The 17946-nt window shown below is 66.7% G+C and carries 30 protein-coding genes; all 30 read right to left on the bottom strand.

Annotated features, from left to right (window positions below; translation table 11 throughout):
* Nucleotide 1: 1 nt before the first annotated feature.
* The 30 genes from rpsI to rplB all read right to left on the bottom strand — a co-directional run bounded on the left by rpsI (nucleotide 2) and on the right by rplB (nucleotide 17941).
* Nucleotides 2–499, bottom strand: a complete 498-nt coding sequence (gene rpsI / locus P3F85_RS02640; RefSeq protein WP_374009706.1) for a 30S ribosomal protein S9 — start codon at nucleotides 497–499, stop codon at nucleotides 2–4.
* A 47-nt stretch (nucleotides 500–546) separates the two neighbouring features.
* Nucleotides 547–993 (bottom strand): 50S ribosomal protein L13, encoded by a 447-nt coding sequence (rplM, locus tag P3F85_RS02635; protein ID WP_374009705.1) that lies wholly within the window; start codon nucleotides 991–993, stop codon nucleotides 547–549.
* A gap of 177 nt (nucleotides 994–1170) precedes the next feature.
* Complete coding sequence (locus P3F85_RS02630) at nucleotides 1171–1971, bottom strand: hypothetical protein (RefSeq protein ID WP_374009704.1); 801 nt, start codon at nucleotides 1969–1971, stop codon at nucleotides 1171–1173.
* 70 nt (nucleotides 1972–2041) lie between these two features.
* Nucleotides 2042–2917, bottom strand: coding sequence for a tRNA pseudouridine(38-40) synthase TruA (gene truA, locus P3F85_RS02625; protein ID WP_374009703.1), 876 nt, complete (start codon nucleotides 2915–2917; stop codon nucleotides 2042–2044).
* Nucleotides 2907–3941, bottom strand: coding sequence for a GNAT family N-acetyltransferase (locus P3F85_RS02620; protein ID WP_374009702.1), 1035 nt, complete (start codon nucleotides 3939–3941; stop codon nucleotides 2907–2909). Before P3F85_RS02620 ends, truA begins: the two co-directional genes overlap by 11 nt.
* 85 nt (nucleotides 3942–4026) lie before the next feature.
* Nucleotides 4027–4608, bottom strand: a complete 582-nt coding sequence (gene rplQ, locus P3F85_RS02615; protein ID WP_374009701.1) for a 50S ribosomal protein L17 — start codon at nucleotides 4606–4608, stop codon at nucleotides 4027–4029.
* A 55-nt stretch (nucleotides 4609–4663) separates the two neighbouring features.
* Complete coding sequence (locus P3F85_RS02610) at nucleotides 4664–5662, bottom strand: DNA-directed RNA polymerase subunit alpha (protein WP_018191943.1); 999 nt, start codon at nucleotides 5660–5662, stop codon at nucleotides 4664–4666.
* Between the two features lie 120 nt (nucleotides 5663–5782).
* Nucleotides 5783–6181 (bottom strand): 30S ribosomal protein S11, encoded by a 399-nt coding sequence (gene rpsK, locus P3F85_RS02605; RefSeq protein ID WP_018191944.1) that lies wholly within the window; start codon nucleotides 6179–6181, stop codon nucleotides 5783–5785.
* 38 nt (nucleotides 6182–6219) lie between these two features.
* Complete coding sequence (gene rpsM, locus P3F85_RS02600; RefSeq protein ID WP_374009700.1) at nucleotides 6220–6594, bottom strand: 30S ribosomal protein S13; 375 nt, start codon at nucleotides 6592–6594, stop codon at nucleotides 6220–6222.
* 163 nt (nucleotides 6595–6757) lie between these two features.
* Nucleotides 6758–6871 (bottom strand): 50S ribosomal protein L36, encoded by a 114-nt coding sequence (gene rpmJ / locus P3F85_RS02595; RefSeq protein ID WP_267181943.1) that lies wholly within the window; start codon nucleotides 6869–6871, stop codon nucleotides 6758–6760.
* Nucleotides 6872–6951: 80 nt separating this feature from the next.
* Nucleotides 6952–7173 carry a translation initiation factor IF-1 gene (gene infA / locus P3F85_RS02590; protein ID WP_011186713.1) on the bottom strand — a complete coding sequence of 74 codons (222 nt, stop codon included), beginning with the start codon at nucleotides 7171–7173 and terminating at the stop codon, nucleotides 6952–6954.
* A gap of 158 nt (nucleotides 7174–7331) precedes the next feature.
* Nucleotides 7332–8162 carry a type I methionyl aminopeptidase gene (gene map, locus P3F85_RS02585; protein WP_374009699.1) on the bottom strand — a complete coding sequence of 277 codons (831 nt, stop codon included), beginning with the start codon at nucleotides 8160–8162 and terminating at the stop codon, nucleotides 7332–7334.
* 16 nt (nucleotides 8163–8178) lie between these two features.
* Nucleotides 8179–8793 carry an adenylate kinase gene (locus P3F85_RS02580; RefSeq protein WP_374009698.1) on the bottom strand — a complete coding sequence of 205 codons (615 nt, stop codon included), beginning with the start codon at nucleotides 8791–8793 and terminating at the stop codon, nucleotides 8179–8181.
* Nucleotides 8790–10112: a preprotein translocase subunit SecY gene (gene secY / locus P3F85_RS02575; RefSeq protein WP_374009697.1), complete on the bottom strand. Its 1323-nt coding sequence runs from the start codon at nucleotides 10110–10112 to the stop codon at nucleotides 8790–8792. Before secY ends, P3F85_RS02580 begins: the two co-directional genes overlap by 4 nt.
* A 76-nt stretch (nucleotides 10113–10188) precedes the next feature.
* A complete protein-coding gene (gene rplO / locus P3F85_RS02570; RefSeq protein ID WP_374009696.1) occupies nucleotides 10189–10911 on the bottom strand; it encodes a 50S ribosomal protein L15 in 723 nt (240 codons plus the stop codon).
* Nucleotides 10911–11096: a 50S ribosomal protein L30 gene (gene rpmD / locus P3F85_RS02565; RefSeq protein ID WP_267182178.1), complete on the bottom strand. Its 186-nt coding sequence runs from the start codon at nucleotides 11094–11096 to the stop codon at nucleotides 10911–10913. The genes rplO and rpmD overlap by 1 nt, the downstream gene beginning before the upstream one ends.
* On the bottom strand, nucleotides 11096–11818 hold the full coding sequence (gene rpsE / locus P3F85_RS02560) for a 30S ribosomal protein S5 (protein WP_374009695.1): 723 nt from the start codon (nucleotides 11816–11818) through the stop codon (nucleotides 11096–11098). The genes rpmD and rpsE overlap by 1 nt, the downstream gene beginning before the upstream one ends.
* A complete protein-coding gene (gene rplR / locus P3F85_RS02555; RefSeq protein ID WP_374009694.1) occupies nucleotides 11815–12186 on the bottom strand; it encodes a 50S ribosomal protein L18 in 372 nt (123 codons plus the stop codon). Before rplR ends, rpsE begins: the two co-directional genes overlap by 4 nt.
* A 2-nt stretch (nucleotides 12187–12188) precedes the next feature.
* Complete coding sequence (gene rplF / locus P3F85_RS02550; RefSeq protein WP_374009693.1) at nucleotides 12189–12725, bottom strand: 50S ribosomal protein L6; 537 nt, start codon at nucleotides 12723–12725, stop codon at nucleotides 12189–12191.
* A 6-nt stretch (nucleotides 12726–12731) separates the two neighbouring features.
* On the bottom strand, nucleotides 12732–13130 hold the full coding sequence (gene rpsH / locus P3F85_RS02545; protein WP_374009692.1) for a 30S ribosomal protein S8: 399 nt from the start codon (nucleotides 13128–13130) through the stop codon (nucleotides 12732–12734).
* A 98-nt stretch (nucleotides 13131–13228) separates the two neighbouring features.
* Nucleotides 13229–13816 (bottom strand): 50S ribosomal protein L5, encoded by a 588-nt coding sequence (gene rplE / locus P3F85_RS02540; RefSeq protein ID WP_374009691.1) that lies wholly within the window; start codon nucleotides 13814–13816, stop codon nucleotides 13229–13231.
* A complete protein-coding gene (gene rplX / locus P3F85_RS02535; protein ID WP_374009690.1) occupies nucleotides 13816–14175 on the bottom strand; it encodes a 50S ribosomal protein L24 in 360 nt (119 codons plus the stop codon). Before rplX ends, rplE begins: the two co-directional genes overlap by 1 nt.
* A 3-nt stretch (nucleotides 14176–14178) precedes the next feature.
* Nucleotides 14179–14547, bottom strand: a complete 369-nt coding sequence (rplN, locus tag P3F85_RS02530; protein ID WP_018191958.1) for a 50S ribosomal protein L14 — start codon at nucleotides 14545–14547, stop codon at nucleotides 14179–14181.
* Nucleotides 14544–14849, bottom strand: a complete 306-nt coding sequence (rpsQ, locus tag P3F85_RS02525; RefSeq protein ID WP_374009689.1) for a 30S ribosomal protein S17 — start codon at nucleotides 14847–14849, stop codon at nucleotides 14544–14546. Before rpsQ ends, rplN begins: the two co-directional genes overlap by 4 nt.
* A complete protein-coding gene (rpmC, locus tag P3F85_RS02520; protein ID WP_374009688.1) occupies nucleotides 14849–15196 on the bottom strand; it encodes a 50S ribosomal protein L29 in 348 nt (115 codons plus the stop codon). The genes rpsQ and rpmC overlap by 1 nt, the downstream gene beginning before the upstream one ends.
* On the bottom strand, nucleotides 15196–15615 hold the full coding sequence (gene rplP, locus P3F85_RS02515; RefSeq protein WP_055894786.1) for a 50S ribosomal protein L16: 420 nt from the start codon (nucleotides 15613–15615) through the stop codon (nucleotides 15196–15198). The genes rpmC and rplP overlap by 1 nt, the downstream gene beginning before the upstream one ends.
* Before the next feature lie 2 nt (nucleotides 15616–15617).
* Entirely contained in the window at nucleotides 15618–16391 is a 774-nt protein-coding gene (gene rpsC / locus P3F85_RS02510) for a 30S ribosomal protein S3 (protein WP_374009687.1), read from the bottom strand.
* Complete coding sequence (gene rplV / locus P3F85_RS02505) at nucleotides 16391–16783, bottom strand: 50S ribosomal protein L22 (protein WP_064109780.1); 393 nt, start codon at nucleotides 16781–16783, stop codon at nucleotides 16391–16393. The genes rpsC and rplV overlap by 1 nt, the downstream gene beginning before the upstream one ends.
* Nucleotides 16784–16807: 24 nt before the next feature.
* Nucleotides 16808–17089, bottom strand: a complete 282-nt coding sequence (gene rpsS / locus P3F85_RS02500; protein ID WP_018191964.1) for a 30S ribosomal protein S19 — start codon at nucleotides 17087–17089, stop codon at nucleotides 16808–16810.
* Between the two features lie 12 nt (nucleotides 17090–17101).
* On the bottom strand, nucleotides 17102–17941 hold the full coding sequence (rplB, locus tag P3F85_RS02495) for a 50S ribosomal protein L2 (protein WP_374009686.1): 840 nt from the start codon (nucleotides 17939–17941) through the stop codon (nucleotides 17102–17104).
* Nucleotides 17942–17946: the final 5 nt, after the last annotated feature.

Raw genomic sequence — 17946 nt, 5'->3', positions numbered from 1 at the left:
TTTAGCGCTTGGAGAACTGCGACGCCTTGCGGGCCTTCTTGAGACCAGCCTTCTTGCGCTCGGTGACGCGGGCGTCACGGGTCAGGAAGCCCGCCTTCTTGAGCGTTGCGCGGTTGTTCTCGCGGTCGATCTCGTTGAGGGCTCGCGCGATGGCGAGGCGCAGGGCGCCGGCCTGGCCGGAGGGGCCACCGCCCGTGATCTTGCCGATCACGTCGTAGGAGCCGAGCAGGTCGAGCACCTTGAACGGGTCGTTGATGAGCTGCTGGTGCAGCTTGTTCGGGAAGTAGTCGGCGAACTCACGGCCGTTGACCGTGATGGTGCCGGAACCCGGGACCAGGCGCACGCGCGCGATGGCCTCCTTGCGACGGCCAACGGCCGCGCCGGGAACGGAGAGGACGGGCCGCGGGGCGGCCGGGGCCGCGCTCTCGGGGGTCTCGGTCGAGTAGGACTCGACGTTCTCGGCCTGGGCCGTCTCGATGCTGTCTGCGATCTTCGCCACGATGGTGGTAATCCTTTGTCTCTAAGTCGTGAAAGTCGTCGTCGCGATTACTGCGCGACCTGGCCGAGCGTGTAGGGCTTCGGCTGCTGAGCGGCGTGCGGGTGCTCGCTTCCGGTGTAGACCTTCAGCTTGCGGAGCTGGGCGCGACCGATGGAGTTCTTCGGGAGCATGCCGCGGACGGCCTTCTCGACGGCGCGGGTCGGGTTCTTCTCGAGCAGCTCGGCGTAGGTGGTGGCCTTGAGGCCGCCCGGGTAACCCGAGTGACGGTAGGCCTTCTTCTGCAGAGCCTTCTGGCCGGTCAGAGCGACCTTGTCGGCGTTGACGATGATGACGAAGTCACCGCTGTCCATGTGCGGGGCGAAGGTCGGCTTGTGCTTGCCGCGCAGGAGGGCGGCGGTGTGGCTGGCGAGGCGGCCGAGCACGACGTCGGTCGCGTCGATGATGACCCAGTCGCGCTGGATCTCGTCGGCCTTCGGGGAATAGGTGCGCGTCACAGTAGTGGCTGCTTTCTGTCTCGAACGGAGGTGTTCGTGAATCCCGCTCCGTGGGGGTTCGCCCTGGGTGAGAAGGGAACCGGGCCGGTGGAGGGCTCACGTTCGTATGTCGCGCCGCAGGAGACGCGGACACCAACGACCAAGCTTACGTGAGAGCGTCACCCTGGTCAAACCGGGTCAGGAGCGGACGCAGCCCGAGATCGTCACGAAACACCCGGTTCCGTCGTTGCCGGGGGGATAGCCCCAGGAGCTCCAGGACTCGCTCTCGGTCCACACGTGATTCTGAAGTGCCCACACCGGCTCGAACACGGCCGTGGAGCCGAAGAAGGACCCGGAGATCCATCCGTAGAGCGTGATCCCACCATCGCTGTACCACCAGACGGGTCCGCCGGAGTCTCCGCCCGACACCCCCATGGACACGTAGCAGGACGTGCTGGCCGCGCCGCAGGCGGACGAGACGACACCGCAGCGGTAGCCGCCCGCTGCGATGGTCTCCGGCGACGTCCCCGAGTGGCACAGCGATTTCCCGGCCGTGACGTCTCCGGGATGCGCCACATCCGTGACCCAGGCGTCCTGCCACCCCTCCGACACCCGGACCTTCGGCGCGATCGGCTTGGTCCCCGTCGCGATCAGTCCGATGTCTGGCGCGCCGGGCTTCCCGTTGGCGTACGTCGTGTACGCCACCCGCCCGACCGTTCCCGCGCCCGTCACCTGCTCGTCGCGCCAAGTTCCCAGCGGGGTGTCGATGTGACCGACTCCGGGGACGTAATCGACCCCGTGATAGCGGTAGACGCCCCCTCCGAAGGTGCCCCATCCGAGCGGACCGATCGATCCACCGCCGGCGGGATGCGTCGCGGTGCTCCAGGTCCAGGTGTCGTCGGCCTGAGCGGGCAACGCCCCTCCAGCGACGATCGCAAGGGTCAGAGCGACAGCAGCAGCCAGACGCAGTCGAAGGCGCATTCCGCGGGTGGTCTTCATTGTTCGTCCTCTCTTCAGGCCGATCACACGACCTATAGAAGAAGACTCGGTTCGCTGCCGCTTCGTGACGCTACAGCTCCCGCAATGCACGCGTTCGCTCGGCACGCAGCGCCAGCTCGGGTCCCTCCGGGTAGCCGACCTCGAGGAGGGTGAGACCCCGCGCCGGCATGACCTTGAAGGCGCTGTTCCGGCGCTTCTCGTCGCGCAGGGCCACCAGATCGCCCGCTCCCAGCTTGCCCTCCCCCACCTCGACGCAGGCGCCGACCAGGGCGCGGACCATGCTGTGGCAGAAGGCGTCAGCTGTAAGGTCTGCGAGGAGGACGCCGTCAGCGTCGCGGCGCCATGCGAACGCCTGCAGCGTGCGGATGGTCGTCGCGCCCTCCCGTGCCTTGCAATAGCTCGCGAAGTCGTGCAATCCGAGCAGCCCGTGAGCTGCCATATCCATCGCAGCGACCTCCAGGTCCGCCGACACCCAGGCCGTGCGGTGGCGCTGCAGCGGGTCCCGGAGCGAGGCCCGGTCAGCGACCCGATACTCGTAACGCCGCCACAGGGCAGAGAAGCGCGCATCGAAGCCCTCCGGAGCGGCCGACGCCGCCAGCACAACCACGTCGGCGACCGGCCCCAGGATGCCGTTGAGCCGCCGCTGCAGCGCGTCCTCCGCCGAGAGCGCGGGCCTCACCCCGTGGGGTTTGCGGAGTACCGCCTCCTGCTCGCTCGTCAGGTCGAGGTGCGCGACCTGCCCGATGGCGTGCACTCCGGCGTCGGTTCGGCCGGCGACCGTGAGCACCGGCGGCGGTGCGGCGCGCCGGAAGATGGTGGCGAGCGCGGCCTCGAGCGTCCCCTGGACCGTCCTGAGGCCGGGCTGACGCCCCCAGCCGTTGAAGTCGGTGCCCTGGTACGCGATGTCGAGGCGGTACCGACGCGTGGACTGACCGTCAGTAGGCACGGACCAGCCCCGTCTCTACCTGGGTCGTGACGAACCCCATGCCGGTGTAGAGGCCGAGCGCTCCCGTGGGGTTCTCGGCGTCGACGTCGAGGACGACCTTGTCGAGGCCGCGAGACGCGGACGCCGCGAGTACCGCGCGCAGCAGCGACGGCGCGATCCGCCGCCCGCGATACGGCCGGGTCACCGCGACGGTCGAGACATAGGAGCTCGAGAAGCCCTGGCCGGGCCAGTCGTCCTCGCTCACATCCGTCAGCACGATGCCCGCGATCCGGTCGTCGACCAGCGCGACGAACGAGAGCTCGGGCACGAAGCTGCCCGACGTCAAGCCGGCGAACTGCTCGTCGGACAGCGGCTGGCTGCCCCAGTGGTCCCGGAAGGCGTCGTCGCGCGCCGTGTGGACAGCATCCGCCCACTCCGGCCGATACCCCTCGATCCGGACATCGCCGTGCGGCACGACGTCGGGGATGGGTTCGGCCAGGTCGCGCTCCATCGTCTGGAAGTACCGCACCGCCTCGAATCCGCCCGCCTCGAGGAGCCGCTTGCGACCGTCTGCGCGGCGGTCCGCGTAGCCGACGAGCCAGCCGGGCAGCGGCTTGTCCGACGCGGCCAGCTTCTGCTCGCCGCGGGCACGCTGCCAGGCGAGAAGCTCCCGGCCGATCCCGCGGCCCCGGAATTCGGGATGGACGCCCCCGTTCATGAACTCCCGCACCAGGGACTCCTGCCGCGGAGGTTCCATGACGATGCCGACCGCCGCCACACGGCCATCGGCGGCGACGGCGAGCAGTGTGTCCAGCTCCAGATCGATGAAGCTGTACCCGAGCTCCTCCTCGACCTGCTCGCGGGTGGTCAGGTAGTTCGGGTGATCCGCGGAGTCGATGGCCCGGTACACCTCGAGTACAGCGTCCACGTCGTCGGCAGTCGCCGGTCGCCAGGCGGCGATCTCCGGATGCTGCGGGCGGTACGACGGAGGCGCGCTCACTCGATCCCGAAGCGGCGGCAGCGAGTCGTCAGCTCTCGAGGTCATGCCTCTCACTTTAGAAGACGTCCGGACGCGGCGAAGGCCCCGCATCGTGCAGAGGCGGGGCCTTCGTGGCTGGGGCGAAAGGGCGTTACGCCTTCTCGGCCTCGGTCTCGGCGTCGGTCTCACCGGCGGCGTCGGCGTCGGCGGTTGCGGCCTCCGCGACCTCTGCCTCGGCGGCGGCGGTCTCGGTGCTGGTCTCCTCGGCGCTGGTCTCCTCGGCCGGAGCCTCCTCGGCGGCCGGCTCCTCAGCCGGAGCAGCCTTGGGGGCAGCGGACGCGGTCGACGACTTCGACGACTTCACCTTCGGGGTGACGGGCTCGAGCACGAGCTCGATCTGCACCATCGATGCGTTGTCGCCCTTGCGGAAGCCGAGCTTGGTGATGCGGGTGTAGCCGCCTTCACGCTCGGCGACCAGCGGCGCGATCTCGGTGAAGAGCTCGTGGACCACGGTCTTGTCGCTGATGACGGCCAGCACGCGGCGGCGAGCGGCGAGGTCGCCGCGCTTCGCGAATGTGATCAGGCGCTCAGCGACGGGACGCAGGCGCTTGGCCTTCGTCTCGGTGGTCTTGATGCTCTTGTGGGTGAACAGCGCTGCAGCCAGGTTGGCGAGCATGAGGCGCTCGTGCGCCGGGCCGCCCCCGAGGCGGGGGCCCTTGGTGGGCTTAGGCATGATCGGTTATCTCCAGTTGTGAAAAGGTCTGATGGCGAGGGTCGTGAGACGTGCCTCAGATGGTGGTGGACTCGTCCTCGTCGTACCCGCTGTAGAAGTGGGCGCCGTCGAACCCGGGGACCGAGTCCTTCAGCGACAGGCCCATCTCCGTGAGCTTGTCCTTGACCTCATCCACCGACTTCTGACCGAAGTTGCGGATGTTCATGAGCTGGGTCTCCGACAGCGAGACGAGCTCGCTGACGGTGTTGATGCCCTCGCGCTTGAGGCAGTTGTACGAGCGGACCGACAGGTCGAGGTCCTCGATCGGCATCGACAGCTCGGAGCTGAGGACGGCGTCGACCGGCGCAGGGCCGATCTCGATGCCCTCGGCAGCACTGTTGAGCTCGCGGGCCAGACCGAACAGCTCGACCAGCGTGCGGCCGGCCGATGCGATGGCGTCGCGCGGGCTGATGGCCGGCTTGGTCTCGACGTCGACCACCAGGCGGTCGAAGTCGGTGCGCTCGCCGGCACGAGTGGCCTCGACGCGGTAGGTGACCTTGAGAACGGGCGAGTAGATCGAGTCGATCGGGATCTGGCCCGCCTCGCTGTACTCGTTGCGGTTCTGCTGGGCCGAGACGTACCCACGGCCGCGCTCGATGGTCAGCTCGACCTCGAACTTCGCCTTGTCGTTGAGGGTCGCGATGACCAGCTCGGGGTTGTGGATCTCCACACCCGCCGGAGCCGAGATGTCGGCGGCCGTGACCTGACCGGCACCGGTCTTGCGGAGGTACGCGGTGATCGGCTCGTCGTGCTCGCTGGAGACCACCAGACCCTTGATGTTCAGGATGATCTCGGTCACGTCCTCCTTGACACCCGGAACGGTGCTGAACTCGTGCAGCACGCCGTCGATGCGGATGCTGGTGACGGCAGCGCCGGGGATGGACGAGAGGAGGGTGCGACGCAGGGAGTTGCCGAGGGTGTAACCGAAGCCCGGCTCCAGCGGCTCGATGACGAACCGCGAGCGGAACTCGGAGATGTTCTCTTCGGTGAGCGTAGGACGCTGTGCAATGAGCACTTTTTTGTTTTCCTTTCGGCTAAGTGTCCGCTATATGACACTTGCGTTGCGCGCGAGGGACGACGTCGGCGAAGCCGGCGCCGCCCCTCGCTTGCGCGAAAATGGTACGGAGAGAACTGCTTAGACGCGACGGCGCTTCGGCGGGCGGCAACCGTTGTGCGCCTGCGGGGTGACGTCGTTGATCGAGCCCACCTCGAGGCCGGCGGCCTGGAGGGAGCGGATCGCCGTCTCGCGACCCGAACCCGGGCCCTTCACGAAGACGTCGACCTTCTTCATGCCGTGCTCCTGCGCCTGGCGAGCCGCCGACTCGGCGGCGAGCTGCGCCGCGAACGGGGTCGACTTGCGGGAGCCCTTGAACCCGACGCCGCCGGACGAGGCCCAGCTGATGACCGCACCAGTGGTGTCGGTGATCGAGACGATCGTGTTGTTGAACGTGCTCTTGATGTGGGCCTGGCCCACAGCGATGTTCTTCTTTTCCTTCTTGCGCGGCTTTCGAGCGGCCGACTTGGGTGCTGCCATTTCTTCTCCTGAATCCTAAGAGCGTGGGGCCGCGGGCCTTAGCGCGCCTTCTTCTTGCCGGCCACGGTGCGCTTCGGTCCCTTGCGGGTACGCGCATTCGTCTTGGTGCGCTGGCCGCGGACCGGGAGGCCCTTGCGGTGGCGGATACCCTCGTAGCTGCCGATCTCGACCTTGCGGCGGATGTCGGCGGCGACCTCACGGCGGAGGTCACCCTCGACCTTGAAGTTTCCTTCGATGTAGTCGCGGAGCGAGACGAGCTGGTCGTCGGTCAGATCCTTGACGCGGATGTCGCCCGAGATCTCGGTCTCGCGCAGAGTCTGCAGCGCACGCGTGCGGCCGACTCCATAGATGTAGGTGAGTGCGACTTCCACGCGCTTCTCGCGCGGGATGTCGACGCCTGCTAGACGTGCCATGTTTTGGCTTCTCCTGTGATGAGTGGAGGTCTGCAGCGATCCCGGTGCCCCGGCCTCCTCCGAGGGTGTCCCCCGCGTCCGTCGCCGGCGCGGGATCTGGGATCGCCTGTGTTCTGTATTCGGTTATGGGTGCTGCGATGGAGTCGGGCTCAGCCCGGCCCGATCAGCCCTGACGCTGCTTGTGGCGCGGGTTCTCGCAGATGACCATGACGCGGCCGTTGCGACGGATGACCTTGCACTTGTCGCAGATCCTCTTGACGGAGGGCTTGACCTTCATAAGTGTTCTTTACCTTTGTTCGCTGTCCTCGTACCTCGCCCGGGGCAACCCGTGGTGAGGCCGTTACTTACAGCAGACCTTTACTTGTAGCGGTAGACGATCCGGCCGCGGGTCAGATCGTAGGGGCTCAGCTCCACGATCACGCGGTCCTCGGGGAGGATGCGGATGTAGTGCTGGCGCATCTTGCCGGAGATGTGGGCAAGAACCTTGTGACCGTTGGTCAGCTCGACGCGGAACATCGCGTTGGGCAGAGCTTCGATCACGGATCCTTCGATCTCGATGACACCGTCTTTTTTGGCCATAGCCTCACTGTCGCTAAAAGTAGTGGTTTGCTGGTCGTGCGTTGATGGGCGAAAGGCACGTCGGAAACGTGCCTAAGACACCAAGGATCTATCTTATGGGAAAGGGCGCGATTCCGCCAATCGGCGTGTAGTATCTGCGCGCGCTGCGAGCGAACGCATCACGGGATGGGCGTCGGGGTCACCCCGAACGCCGCGAGACCCGCAGCGCCACCGTCCTGCGCGGTGAGCACCCAGATGCCGTCGGCATGCACGGCGACGCTGTGCTCCCAGTGCGCCGCAGCGGAGCCGTCCTCGGTCGCGACGGTCCAGCCGTCGTCTTTCACGTACGTCTCCTGGTCGCCCATCACCACCATGGGCTCGATGGCGACGACCAGACCCGGACGCACCTCCGGGCCTTTGGCGCGGACGCGGTAGTTGAAGACCGGCGGCTCCTCGTGCATCCGGCGGCCGATGCCGTGACCGATGTAGTCGGTCAGGATGCCGTAGTCGCCCTGCGAGAGGACGTAGTCCTCGATCGCCTCGCCGACCTCGTTGAGGTAACGCGCGGATGCCAGCGTGGCGATACCCCGCCACAGGGACTGCTCCGTCACGTCGGAAAGCCGCTGCCGCGCCGTCACCGTCTCGGGGTGCGCGGGATCGGGCAGGACGAAGGAGCGGGCCGCGTCCCCATTCCACCCCTGGAGGATGGCGCCGCTGTCGACGGAGAGGATGTCTCCCGGCTCCAGGATGCGCGCCCCGGGGATGCCGTGGACGACCTCGTCGTTGACCGACGTGCAGATCGTGTGGTGGTATCCCGGCTCCAGCTTGAAGTTCGGGGCACCGCCCGCATCCAGGATCGCACGCTCGGCGAGAGCATCGAGCTCGAGGGTGGAGACACCGGCCGCCACGGCAGCAGCTACCGCGTCGAGCGAAGCGGCGGTCGCCAGCCCGGGAGCGACCATGTCGCGTAGCTGGGCGGGGGTCTTGTAGATGGAGCGCTTGATCTTCATGGAGAGATCGAAGCGGCTACGCCGCTGAGCCGCCGGCGGGCGCGCCCGCCACCGGGTGGATGCCACGCTCGGCGAGAGCCGTGGCGATGCGCTCGGCGACCTCGTCGATCCCGCCCAGACCATCCACCGGAACAAGGAGCCCACGCTCGCGGTAGACGTCGATCAGGGGCGAGGTCTCGCGCAGGTACACCTGCTGACGGTGACGGATCGCCTCCTCGGAGTCGTCCGCCCGCCCCTGCTCGGCCGCGCGCTTGGTGAGGCGCTGCACGATCTCGTCCTGGTCGGCGGTGAGCTGGATGACCGCGCCGAGCTTCTCGCCGTCAGCGGCCAGCAACCGGTCGAGGTAGTCGACCTGCGCGAGCGTCCGCGGGTAGCCGTCGAGGAGAAAACCGCCTGCAGCGTCCTCCTCGCGCAGCCGGTCCGCCACGAGCTGGTTGGTCAGGGTGTCCGGGACGTAGTCGCCTGCGTCCACGATCGCCTTGACCTGCTTGCCCAGCTCGGTCTCGTTCTTGATGTTGGCGCGGAAGATATCGCCCGTCGAAATGTCCGGAATCCCGTAAAGGGAGGTGATGCGCGAGGCCTGAGTGCCCTTGCCTGCCCCGGGAGGACCGACGATCAGCATCCGGGTCAACGCAGCAGCCCCTCGTAGTGACGCTGCTGGAGCTGCGAGTCGATCTGCTTGACCGTCTCGAGCCCGACACCGACGATGATCAGGATGGACGTGCCGCCGAACATGAAGTTCTGGCTCGCGCCGATCAGCGCGAAGGCGACGAGCGGTATCAGCGCGATGATGCCGAGATAGAACGAACCGGGCAGCGTCACGCGGGTGAGCACGTAGTCCAGGTACTCGGCCGTCGGGCGTCCCGCCCGGATGCCGGGGATGAAGCCGCCGTACTTCTTCATGTTGTCCGCGACCTCCTCCGGGTTGAAGGTGATGGCGACGTAGAAGTACGTGAAGCCCACGATCAGGAGGAAGTACAGGAGCATGTAGAGCGGGTGATCGCCCTTGGTCAGGTAGTTGGTGACCCAGGTGACCCACGGAGCCGGAGCCTTGCCCGCAGCCGGCTGGTTGAACTGCGCGATCAGCGCGGGCAGGTACAGCAGCGACGACGCGAAGATGACTGGCACGACGCCGGCCATGTTCACCTTGATCGGGATGTAGGTGTTGTTGCCGCCGTAGGTGCGCCGGCCGACCATCCGCTTGGCGTACTGAACGGGGATCCGTCGCTGCGACTGCTCGACGAAGACGACGCCCATGACGATCAGCAAGCCGATCGCGATCACGACCAGCAGGATCTCGATGCCCTGCGACTGGCCGACGGCCCAGAGGGAGGTCGGGAACTGCGCGGCGATCGAGGTGAAGATGAGGAGCGACATGCCGTTGCCGATGCCGCGCTCGGTGACGAGCTCGCCCATCCACATGATGAGGCCCGTACCGGCGGTCATCGTGATGACCATGAGCATGATCGCGTACCAGGAGTCGTCTGTGATCAGCTGCGTGCACTGCGAGACGGCGGTGGTGCCAAACAGGGCGCCGCTGCGCGCGACGGTGATGAGGGTCGTCGACTGGAGGACGCCCAGCGCGATGGTGAGGTAGCGCGTGTACTGCGTGAGCTTGGCCTGACCGGCCTGGCCCTCCTTGTAGAGGGTCTCGAAGCGCGGGATGACCACGCGCAGCAGCTGCACGATGATCGACGCGGTGATGTACGGCATGATGCCGAGCGCGAAGATCGAGAGCTTCAGGAGGGCGCCGCCGGAGAACAGGTTCACCAGCGAGTAGAGGCCGGACGTGTCCTGATTGGCGTTCAGACAGGTCTGAACATTGCCGAAGTCGACGAACGGCGCGGGGATGAAGGACCCCAGCCGGAACAGGGCGATGATGCCCAGCGTGAAGAAGATCTTCCGACGAAGATCCGGGGTGCGGAAGATCCGCGCAACGGCGCTAAACAAACGTGCGTCCTGCTTTCCTAAGAGTCAGTCGGGTGGCCGGTCGCCCGGCCACCCGACTGTGCTGCTCGGCGGGTGACTACTTTACAGAGCCACCAGCGGCGACGATCTTCTGCTCGGCAGAGCCGGAGACCTTGTCCACCGCAACGTTCAGCTTAACCGCAATGTCCCCGTTGCCGAGAACCTTGACCTTCTCGTTCTTGCGAACGGCGCCCTTGAGCACGAGGTCGGCGACGGTGACGTCACCGCCGGACGGGTACAGCTCGGCGAGCTTCTCCAGGTTCACGACCTGGTACTCGACCCGGAACGGGTTCTTGAAGCCGCGCAGCTTCGGAGCACGCATGTGCAGCGGAAGCTGGCCGCCCTGGAAGCCGGGGCGCACCTGGTAGCGCGCCTTGGTTCCCTTGGTACCGCGGCCCGCGGTCTTACCCTTCGAGCCCTCACCGCGTCCGACGCGGGTCCGGTCCTTCTTGGAACCGGCGGCGGGACGGAGGTGGTGCACCTTCAGGACCTGCTCGCGGGGAGCAGCGACGTCCTTCTTGGCGGAGGACTTCGTGGCCGGCTTGGCGGCCACGGTGTCGTCCGTGCTGGAGGCAGCGGCCTTGTCGGCAGCGGCCTTCGCCGGTGCCTTCTTGGCCGGAGCCTTCTTCGCGGTGCTGGTCTTCTCGGCAGCCGGCTTGTCGGCGGCAGCCTTCGTGGCAGCAGCCTTCGTGGCAGTAGCCTTCGTGCTCGCGGCCTTGGTCGCGGGCTTCTTCGTGGCCGGCTTCTCAGCGGCCTCTGTGGTGGCCTTCTCGTCAGCCATTAGTCGATCTCCTCAACCTTCACCAGGTGAGCGACGGTGTTGACGTACCCGCGGTTCTGCGGGTTGTCCTCGCGGACGACGACGTCACCGATGCGCTTCAGACCAAGACTGCGCAGGGTGTCGCGCTGGTTCTGCTTCTCGCTCACTTTGGACTTGATCTGCGTAACCTTCAGACGCGCAGCCATCAGGCACCTGCCTTCGCGGTCGCGGCGGCCTCGGCCAGCGCTGCCTCGGTGCGAAGCAGGCGAGCCGGGGCGACCTGGTCGTAGTCGAGGCCACGGCGGGCAGCCACGGCACGGGGCTCCTCGAGCTGCTTCAGCGCCTCGACGGTCGCGTGCACGATGTTGATCGTGTTCGACGAACCGAGCGACTTGCTCAGGACGTCGTGGATGCCGGCGCACTCGAGCACGGCGCGGACGGGGCCACCGGCGATAACACCGGTACCGGCCGCTGCCGGACGCAGGAGGACGACGCCGGCGGCAGCCTCACCCTGCACGGGGTGCGGGATGGTGTTGCCGACGCGCGGGACGCGGAAGAAGTTCTTCTTCGCCTCCTCGACGCCCTTCGAGATGGCCAGGGGGACCTCGCGGGCCTTGCCGTAGCCGACGCCCACCAGACCGTTGCCGTCGCCGACGACCACGAGGGCGGTGAAGCTGAAGCGACGACCACCCTTCACGACCTTGGAGACGCGGTTGATGGTGACGACGCGCTCCAGGAACTGGCTCTTGTCGGCGTCACGGCTGCTGCGGTCGCCGCGGCCCTGGTTGCGCTCGCGCCCGCCACGGCGGGGCTCGCGGTCACCACGGCTGGTGGTGTTGTTGTCAGTGGACGCAGCGGTCTCGACCGGCTGCGCGGTGTCCGTTACCGGTTCGGCCACGGTCTGCTCCTTGTTGTTCTCGTCGCTCACAGGTTCAGTCCGCCCTCTCGAGCGCCCTCGGCGACAGCGGCGACACGGCCTGCGTACTTGCTGCCTCCACGGTCGAAGACGACCGCGTCGACACCGGCGCTCTTCGCGCGCTCGGCAACCAGCTCGCCGACCTTGCGTGCCTTGGCGGTCTTGTCACCGTCGAAGGTGCGCAGGTCCGACTCCATGGTCGAAGCCGAGGCCAGCGTACGGCCCTGAGCGTCGTCCACGACCTGCACGAAGACGTGCCGTGCCGAACGGGTGACGACCAGGCGCGGACGAACCGCGGTGCCCTCGATCTTCTTGCGAAGGCGGGTGTGACGGCGGTCGCGTGCGGCCGCCTTGCTCTTTCCTCTGGTACCCAGAGCCATGATTACTTACCAGCCTTTCCGGCCTTGCGACGAACGACCTCGCCGGCGTAACGCACACCCTTGCCCTTGTACGGCTCGGGCTTGCGGATCTTGCGGATGTTCGCGGCGACCTCGCCGACGGCCTGCTTGTCTATCCCGGCCACGGTGAGGCGGTTGTTGCCCTCGACCGTGAGCGTGATGCCGGCCGGCGGCTCGACGGTCACCGGGTGCGAGAAGCCGAGTGCGAACTCGACGGCCGCACCCTTCTGCACGACGCGGTAACCGGTGCCGACGATCTCGAGGCCCTTGGAGTAGCCCTCGGTGACGCCGATGATCTGGTTGTTGATGAGGGTACGCGTGAGGCCGTGCAGCGAACGCGATGCGCGCTCGTCGTCGGGACGGGTCACGAGGACCTGGTTCTCTTCGAGCTTGACCTCGATCGGGTCCGCGACGGTGAGGCTCAGCTCACCCTTCGGGCCCTTGACGGTGACGGCCTGGCCGTCGATCTTCACATCGACCCCGGACGGGACGTCGATGGGCAGTCTTCCAATACGCGACATGGCGGATTACCACACGTAGGCGAGGACTTCCCCACCCACGCCCTTCTTCTCAGCCTGACGGTCCGTGAGCAGACCGGAGGAGGTGGACAGGATGGCGACACCGAGGCCGCCGAGCACCTTGGGGAGCTCGGTGGACTTCGCGTAGACGCGAAGACCGGGCTTGGACACGCGCTTGATCCCGGCGATGGAGCGCTCGCGGTTCGGACCGAACTTGAGGTTCAGGGTCAGCGTCTTGCCGACGCGTGCGTCCGCGACGTCCCAGCCGGCGATGTAACCCTCCTGAGTGAGGATCTCGGCGATGTGGGCCTTCAGCTTCGAGTGCGGCATCGACACGGTGTCGTGGTGAGCCGAGTTCGCGTTGCGCAGTCTGGTCAGCATGTCTGCGACCGGATCTGTCATGGTCATGGGTATTTCCTAACTGACACCAGGTTTCGTTCAGCCGTACACGGCTGACGACCTGTGGTGGAAGCGGGCCGGCCAAGGCGGCCGGCCCGCAGGTGGGCCTAGTTGGCCGCTTCGCTCGAACGGAACGGGAAGCCGAGCTGCTTGAGCAGCGCGCGGCCCTCGTCGTCGTTCTTGGCAGTGGTCACCACAGTGATGTCCATGCCGCGGACGCGGTCGATGCGGTCCTGGTCGATCTCGTGGAACATCGACTGCTCCGTGAGACCGAACGTGTAGTTGCCGTTGCCGTCGAACTGCTTGTCCGAGAGACCGCGGAAGTCGCGGATACGGGGCAGGGCGAGCGAGAGCAGGCGGTCGAGGAACTCCCACATGCGGTCGCCGCGCAGCGTGACGTGCGCGCCGATCGGCTGGCCCTCGCGCAGCTTGAACTGCGCGATGGACTTGCGGGCCTTCGTGACCTGCGGCTTCTGGCCGGTGATGAGGGTGAGGTCGTTGACCGCGCCATCGATCACCTTGCCGTCACGAGCAGCCTCCCCGACGCCCATGTTGACGACGATCTTCACCAGACCGGGCACCTGGTGCACGTTGGTGAAACCGAAGTCGCCCAGGAGCTGCTGGGAGATCTCGTTCTTGTACTTCTGCTTGAGGCGGGGCTGGATTTTGCCAGACTCCACTGCAGTGTCGGTCATTACAGGTCCTTACCAGACTTCTTGGCGTAGCGAACGCGGACCGTCTTGGTGACGCCGTCCTTCGTAACGCTCTCTTCGCGGAAACCGACGCGGGTCGGCTTCTTGGTCTCGGGGTCGACCAGCGCCACGTTCGAGACGTGGATCGAGGCCTCGTGGGTCTCGATGCCGCCGGTCTTCGTGCCACGCTGCGTCTGGCCGACGCGAACGTGCTTGGTCACGAAGTTGACGCCCTCGACGATGACGCGGTTCTGCTCGACGAGAACCTCGATGACGCGACCCTGCTTGCCACGGTCACCACCGCGGGCCTGCGAGCGGCCCGAGATGACCTGGACCAGGTCGCCCTTCTTGATGTTCGCCATGGGTTACAGCACCTCCGGTGCGAGCGAGATGATCTTCATGAACTTCTTGTCGCGGAGCTCGCGGCCGACCGGTCCGAAGATGCGGGTACCGCGGGGGTCACCGTCGTTCTTCAGGATGACCGCAGCGTTCTCGTCGAACTTGATGTAGGAGCCGTCCGGGCGGCGGGTGTTCTTGCGAACACGCACGACGACCGCCTTGACGACGTCGCCCTTCTTGACGTTCCCACCCGGGATGGCGTCCTTGACCGTGGCGACGATGACGTCGCCCAGGCCCGCGTAGCGGCGGCTGGAGCCACCGAGCACGCGGATCGCCAGGAGCTCCTTGGCGCCGGTGTTGTCGGCGACCTTGAGTCGGGATTCCTGCTGAATCACTTGGCCTTCTCCAGAATCTCCACCAGACGCCACCGCTTGCTGGCGCTCAGGGGTCGGGTCTCGTTGATGAGAACGAGGTCGCCGATGCCGGCGGCGTTGCTCTCATCGTGTGCCTTCACCTTGGAGGTGCGGCGGATGACCTTGCCGTACAGGGGGTGCTTCACGCGGTCCTCGACCTCGACGACGATGGTCTTGTCCATCTTGTCGCTGACGACGTAACCGCGGCGGGCCTTGCGGTACCCGCGGACGATGGCCTCGTCGGCCGTCGACTCCGCGGCCGTGGCCTTGGTGGTCTCAGCCATTACTTGGCCTCCCCATTCTCAGTAGATGCAGTCGTGGTGTCGACCTCGGCGGTCTCGGCGGCCGGAGCCGCCTTCTTCGCGCGGGTCTTCTTCTCCTTGGCCGGAGCGACCTCGGCCGGGGCCGGCGTCGCCCGGATCCCGAGCTCGCGCTCACGGATCACGGTGTAGATACGAGCGATGTCGCGCTTGACGGCGCGCAGGCGGCCGTGGCTCTCGAGCTGACCGGTGGCCGACTGGAAGCGCAGGTTGAACAGCTCTTCCTTGGCCTTCTTCAGCTCGTCGACGAGACGCTCGTCTTCGAAAGTGTCGAGCTCGCTCGAGGCAAGCTCCTTGGAACCGATCGCCATTATGCGTCGCCCTCCTCGCGCTTGATGATGCGTGCCTTGAGGGGCAGCTTGTGGATTGCCCGGGTCATGGCCTCACGAGCGAGTTCCTCGGAGACACCCGAGACCTCGAAGAGGACCCGGCCCGGCTTGACGTTCGCGACCCACCACTCCGGCGAACCCTTACCGGAACCCATGCGGGTCTCGGCGGGCTTCTTGGTGAGCGGACGGTCGGGGTAGATGTTGATCCACACCTTGCCGCCACGCTTGATGTGACGCGTCATGGCGATACGAGCGGACTCGATCTGACGGTTGGTCACGTAAGCGGGGGTCAAGGCCTGGATGCCGAACTCGCCGAAGGAGACCTTCGTGCCACCGGTCGCCTGGCCGCTACGGCCGGGGTGGTGCTGCTTGCGGTGCTTGACTCTGCGTGGGATCAACATGGTTATGCCTCAACTCCTGCTGCGGCCGGCGCGGACTCGGTGGCGGGGGCATTGCCCCGGCCGCCGCGACGCGGGCGGTCACGGTCGTTGCGCTCGCGCGACGGCTTCTGGTTGGCCTGCTCGCGAGCGAGTTCCTTGTTCGTGATGTCGCCCTTGTAGATCCACACCTTCACACCGATGCGACCGAAGGTGGTCTTGGCCTCGTAGAAGCCGTAATCGATGTTGGCGCGGAGCGTGTGCAGCGGCACACGGCCCTCGCGGTAGAACTCGGAACGGCTCATCTCGGCGCCGCCGAGACGGCCCGACACCTGGATCCGGACACCCTTGGCGCCGGCGCGCTGAGCGCCCTGCAGGCCCTTGCGCATCGCGCGGCGGAACGCCACGCGAGCAGCGAGCTGCTCGGCGATGCCCTGCGCGACGAGCTGAGCGTCGGCCTCGGGGTTCTTGACCTCGAGGATGTTCAGCTGGATCTGCTTGCCCGAGAGCTTCTCGAGGTCGGCGCGGATGCGCTCGGCCTCGGCGCCACGGCGACCGATCACGATGCCCGGACGGGCGGTGTGGATGTCGACGCGGACGCGGTCACGGGTGCGCTCGATCTCGATGCGGGACACGCCCGCACGGTCGAGGGACGTCTTCAGCAGGGTGCGGATCTTGACATCCTCGGCGAGGTAGTCGCTGTACCGCTGGCCCGGCTTGGTGCTGTCCGAGAACCAACGCGACACGTGGTCGGTGGTGATGCCCAGACGGAAGCCGTACGGGTTGACTTTCTGGCCCATTACTTGCTCGCCTTCTTCGTAGCCTTGGCGTCCTCGACCTCATCCGGCGTCGCGAGGACGATCGTGATGTGGCTGGTGCGCTTGTTGATGCGGAAGGCCCGACCCTGTGCTCGCGGCTGGAACCGCTTGAGGGTGGTGCCCTCGTCCACGAAGGCGCGGCTCACGTAGAGGTCCTGCTCGTCCAGGTAGGTGTTGCTCTGGTCGGCCTTGACCCGCGCGTTGGCGATTGCCGAGGCGACGAGCTTGTAGACCGGCTCGCTCGCGCTCTGCGGGGCGAACTTCAGGATGGCCAGGGCCTCCTGGGCCTGCTTGCCGCGGATCAGGTTGACGACGCGGCGGGCCTTCATGGGGGTGACGCGGATGTGTCGCACGCGTGCGATCGACTCCACCATTTCTCTCCTCCTTACGCCACCGCGTTAGCGGCGACGACCCTTCTTGTCGTCCTTCACGTGTCCACGGAAGGTGCGCGTCGGCGCGAACTCGCCGAGCTTGTGGCCCACCATGGTCTCGGTGACGAACACCGGGATGTGCTTGCGACCGTCGTGCACCGCGATGGTGTGACCCAGCATGGCCGGGACGATCATCGAGCGGCGCGACCAGGTCTTGATCACGTTCTTGCTGTTGGCCTCGTTCGCGGCGACCACCTTGCGAAACAGGTGCTCGTCGACGAAGGGGCCCTTCTTGAGACTGCGTGGCATCTTCTCGAACTCCTACTTGCGCTTCTTGCCGGCGTTACGGCGGCGGACGATGAGCTTGTCGCTTTCCTTGTTGGGGTGGCGCGTACGGCCTTCCTTCTGACCCCAGGGGCTGACCGGGTGGCGACCACCGGAGGTCTTGCCCTCACCACCACCGTGCGGGTGGTCGATCGGGTTCATGGCGACACCACGCACGGTCGGGCGGACGCCCTTCCAGCGCATGCGGCCGGCCTTGCCCCAGTTGATGTTCGACTGCTCGGCGTTGCCGACCTCGCCGATCGTGGCGCGGCAGCGCGCGTCGACGTTGCGGACCTCGCCGGAGGGGAGGCGCAGCTGGGCGTAGGGGCCGTCCTTCGCGACGAGTCGGACCGACGAACCGGCCGAACGAGCGATCTTGGCGCCACCGCCCGGCTTCAGCTCGATCGCGTGCACGACGGTACCGGTCGGGATGTTGCGCAGCGGCAGGTTGTTGCCGGGCTTGATGTCCGAACCTGCGCCCGACTCCACGACGTCGCCCTGCTTGAGGCCGGCCGGCGCGAGGATGTAGCGCTTGGTGCCGTCCACGAAGTGGAGCAGCGCGATGCGTGCGGTGCGGTTGGGGTCGTACTCGATGTGAGCGACCTTGGCGTTCACGCCGTCCTTGTCATTGCGACGGAAGTCGATGACGCGGTACTGGCGCTTGTGGCCACCACCGATGTGACGGGTCGTGATGCGGCCCTGGTTGTTACGGCCACCGGTCTTCGACAGCGGACGGAGAAGGGACTTCTCCGGCGTCGAGCGGGTGATCTCCGCGAAGTCGGCGACCGAGGAGCCGCGACGACCAGGGGTCGTGGGCTTGTAGTTACGAATTGCCATGTCTG

It is taken from the genome of Leifsonia sp. T36S-04, assembly GCF_042465655.1.
In the GTDB taxonomy this organism is placed as follows: domain Bacteria; phylum Actinomycetota; class Actinomycetes; order Actinomycetales; family Microbacteriaceae; genus Leifsonia.
Note: the sequence above shows the minus strand (reverse complement) of the source record. Positions and strands in the feature narration are given on the sequence as shown.

Coding starts and splice junctions, on each gene's coding strand:
- rplV (WP_064109780.1), bottom strand. CDS start 16,783: ATGGTGGAGTCGATCGCACGCGTGCGACACATCCGCGTCACCCCCATG.
- rplR (WP_374009694.1), bottom strand. CDS start 12,186: ATGGCTCTGGGTACCAGAGGAAAGAGCAAGGCGGCCGCACGCGACCGC.
- rpsC (WP_374009687.1), bottom strand. CDS start 16,391: ATGGGCCAGAAAGTCAACCCGTACGGCTTCCGTCTGGGCATCACCACC.
- rpsH (WP_374009692.1), bottom strand. CDS start 13,130: ATGACCATGACAGATCCGGTCGCAGACATGCTGACCAGACTGCGCAAC.
- rpsM (WP_374009700.1), bottom strand. CDS start 6,594: ATGGCACGTCTAGCAGGCGTCGACATCCCGCGCGAGAAGCGCGTGGAA.
- rplP (WP_055894786.1), bottom strand. CDS start 15,615: ATGTTGATCCCACGCAGAGTCAAGCACCGCAAGCAGCACCACCCCGGC.
- rpsQ (WP_374009689.1), bottom strand. CDS start 14,849: ATGGCTGAGACCACCAAGGCCACGGCCGCGGAGTCGACGGCCGACGAG.
- rpsK (WP_018191944.1), bottom strand. CDS start 6,181: ATGGCAGCACCCAAGTCGGCCGCTCGAAAGCCGCGCAAGAAGGAAAAG.
- P3F85_RS02620 (WP_374009702.1), bottom strand. CDS start 3,941: ATGACCTCGAGAGCTGACGACTCGCTGCCGCCGCTTCGGGATCGAGTG.
- rplB (WP_374009686.1), bottom strand. CDS start 17,941: ATGGCAATTCGTAACTACAAGCCCACGACCCCTGGTCGTCGCGGCTCC.
- rplO (WP_374009696.1), bottom strand. CDS start 10,911: ATGGCTGACGAGAAGGCCACCACAGAGGCCGCTGAGAAGCCGGCCACG.
- P3F85_RS02630 (WP_374009704.1), bottom strand. CDS start 1,971: ATGAAGACCACCCGCGGAATGCGCCTTCGACTGCGTCTGGCTGCTGCT.
- rpmD (WP_267182178.1), bottom strand. CDS start 11,096: ATGGCTGCGCGTCTGAAGGTTACGCAGATCAAGTCCAAAGTGAGCGAG.
- rpmC (WP_374009688.1), bottom strand. CDS start 15,196: ATGGCGATCGGTTCCAAGGAGCTTGCCTCGAGCGAGCTCGACACTTTC.
- rplE (WP_374009691.1), bottom strand. CDS start 13,816: ATGACCGACACTGCAGTGGAGTCTGGCAAAATCCAGCCCCGCCTCAAG.
- rpsS (WP_018191964.1), bottom strand. CDS start 17,089: ATGCCACGCAGTCTCAAGAAGGGCCCCTTCGTCGACGAGCACCTGTTT.
- rplF (WP_374009693.1), bottom strand. CDS start 12,725: ATGTCGCGTATTGGAAGACTGCCCATCGACGTCCCGTCCGGGGTCGAT.
- rplQ (WP_374009701.1), bottom strand. CDS start 4,608: ATGCCTAAGCCCACCAAGGGCCCCCGCCTCGGGGGCGGCCCGGCGCAC.
- rplX (WP_374009690.1), bottom strand. CDS start 14,175: ATGGCGAACATCAAGAAGGGCGACCTGGTCCAGGTCATCTCGGGCCGC.
- rpmJ (WP_267181943.1), bottom strand. CDS start 6,871: ATGAAGGTCAAGCCCTCCGTCAAGAGGATCTGCGACAAGTGCAAGGTC.
- map (WP_374009699.1), bottom strand. CDS start 8,162: ATGAAGATCAAGCGCTCCATCTACAAGACCCCCGCCCAGCTACGCGAC.
- infA (WP_011186713.1), bottom strand. CDS start 7,173: ATGGCCAAAAAAGACGGTGTCATCGAGATCGAAGGATCCGTGATCGAA.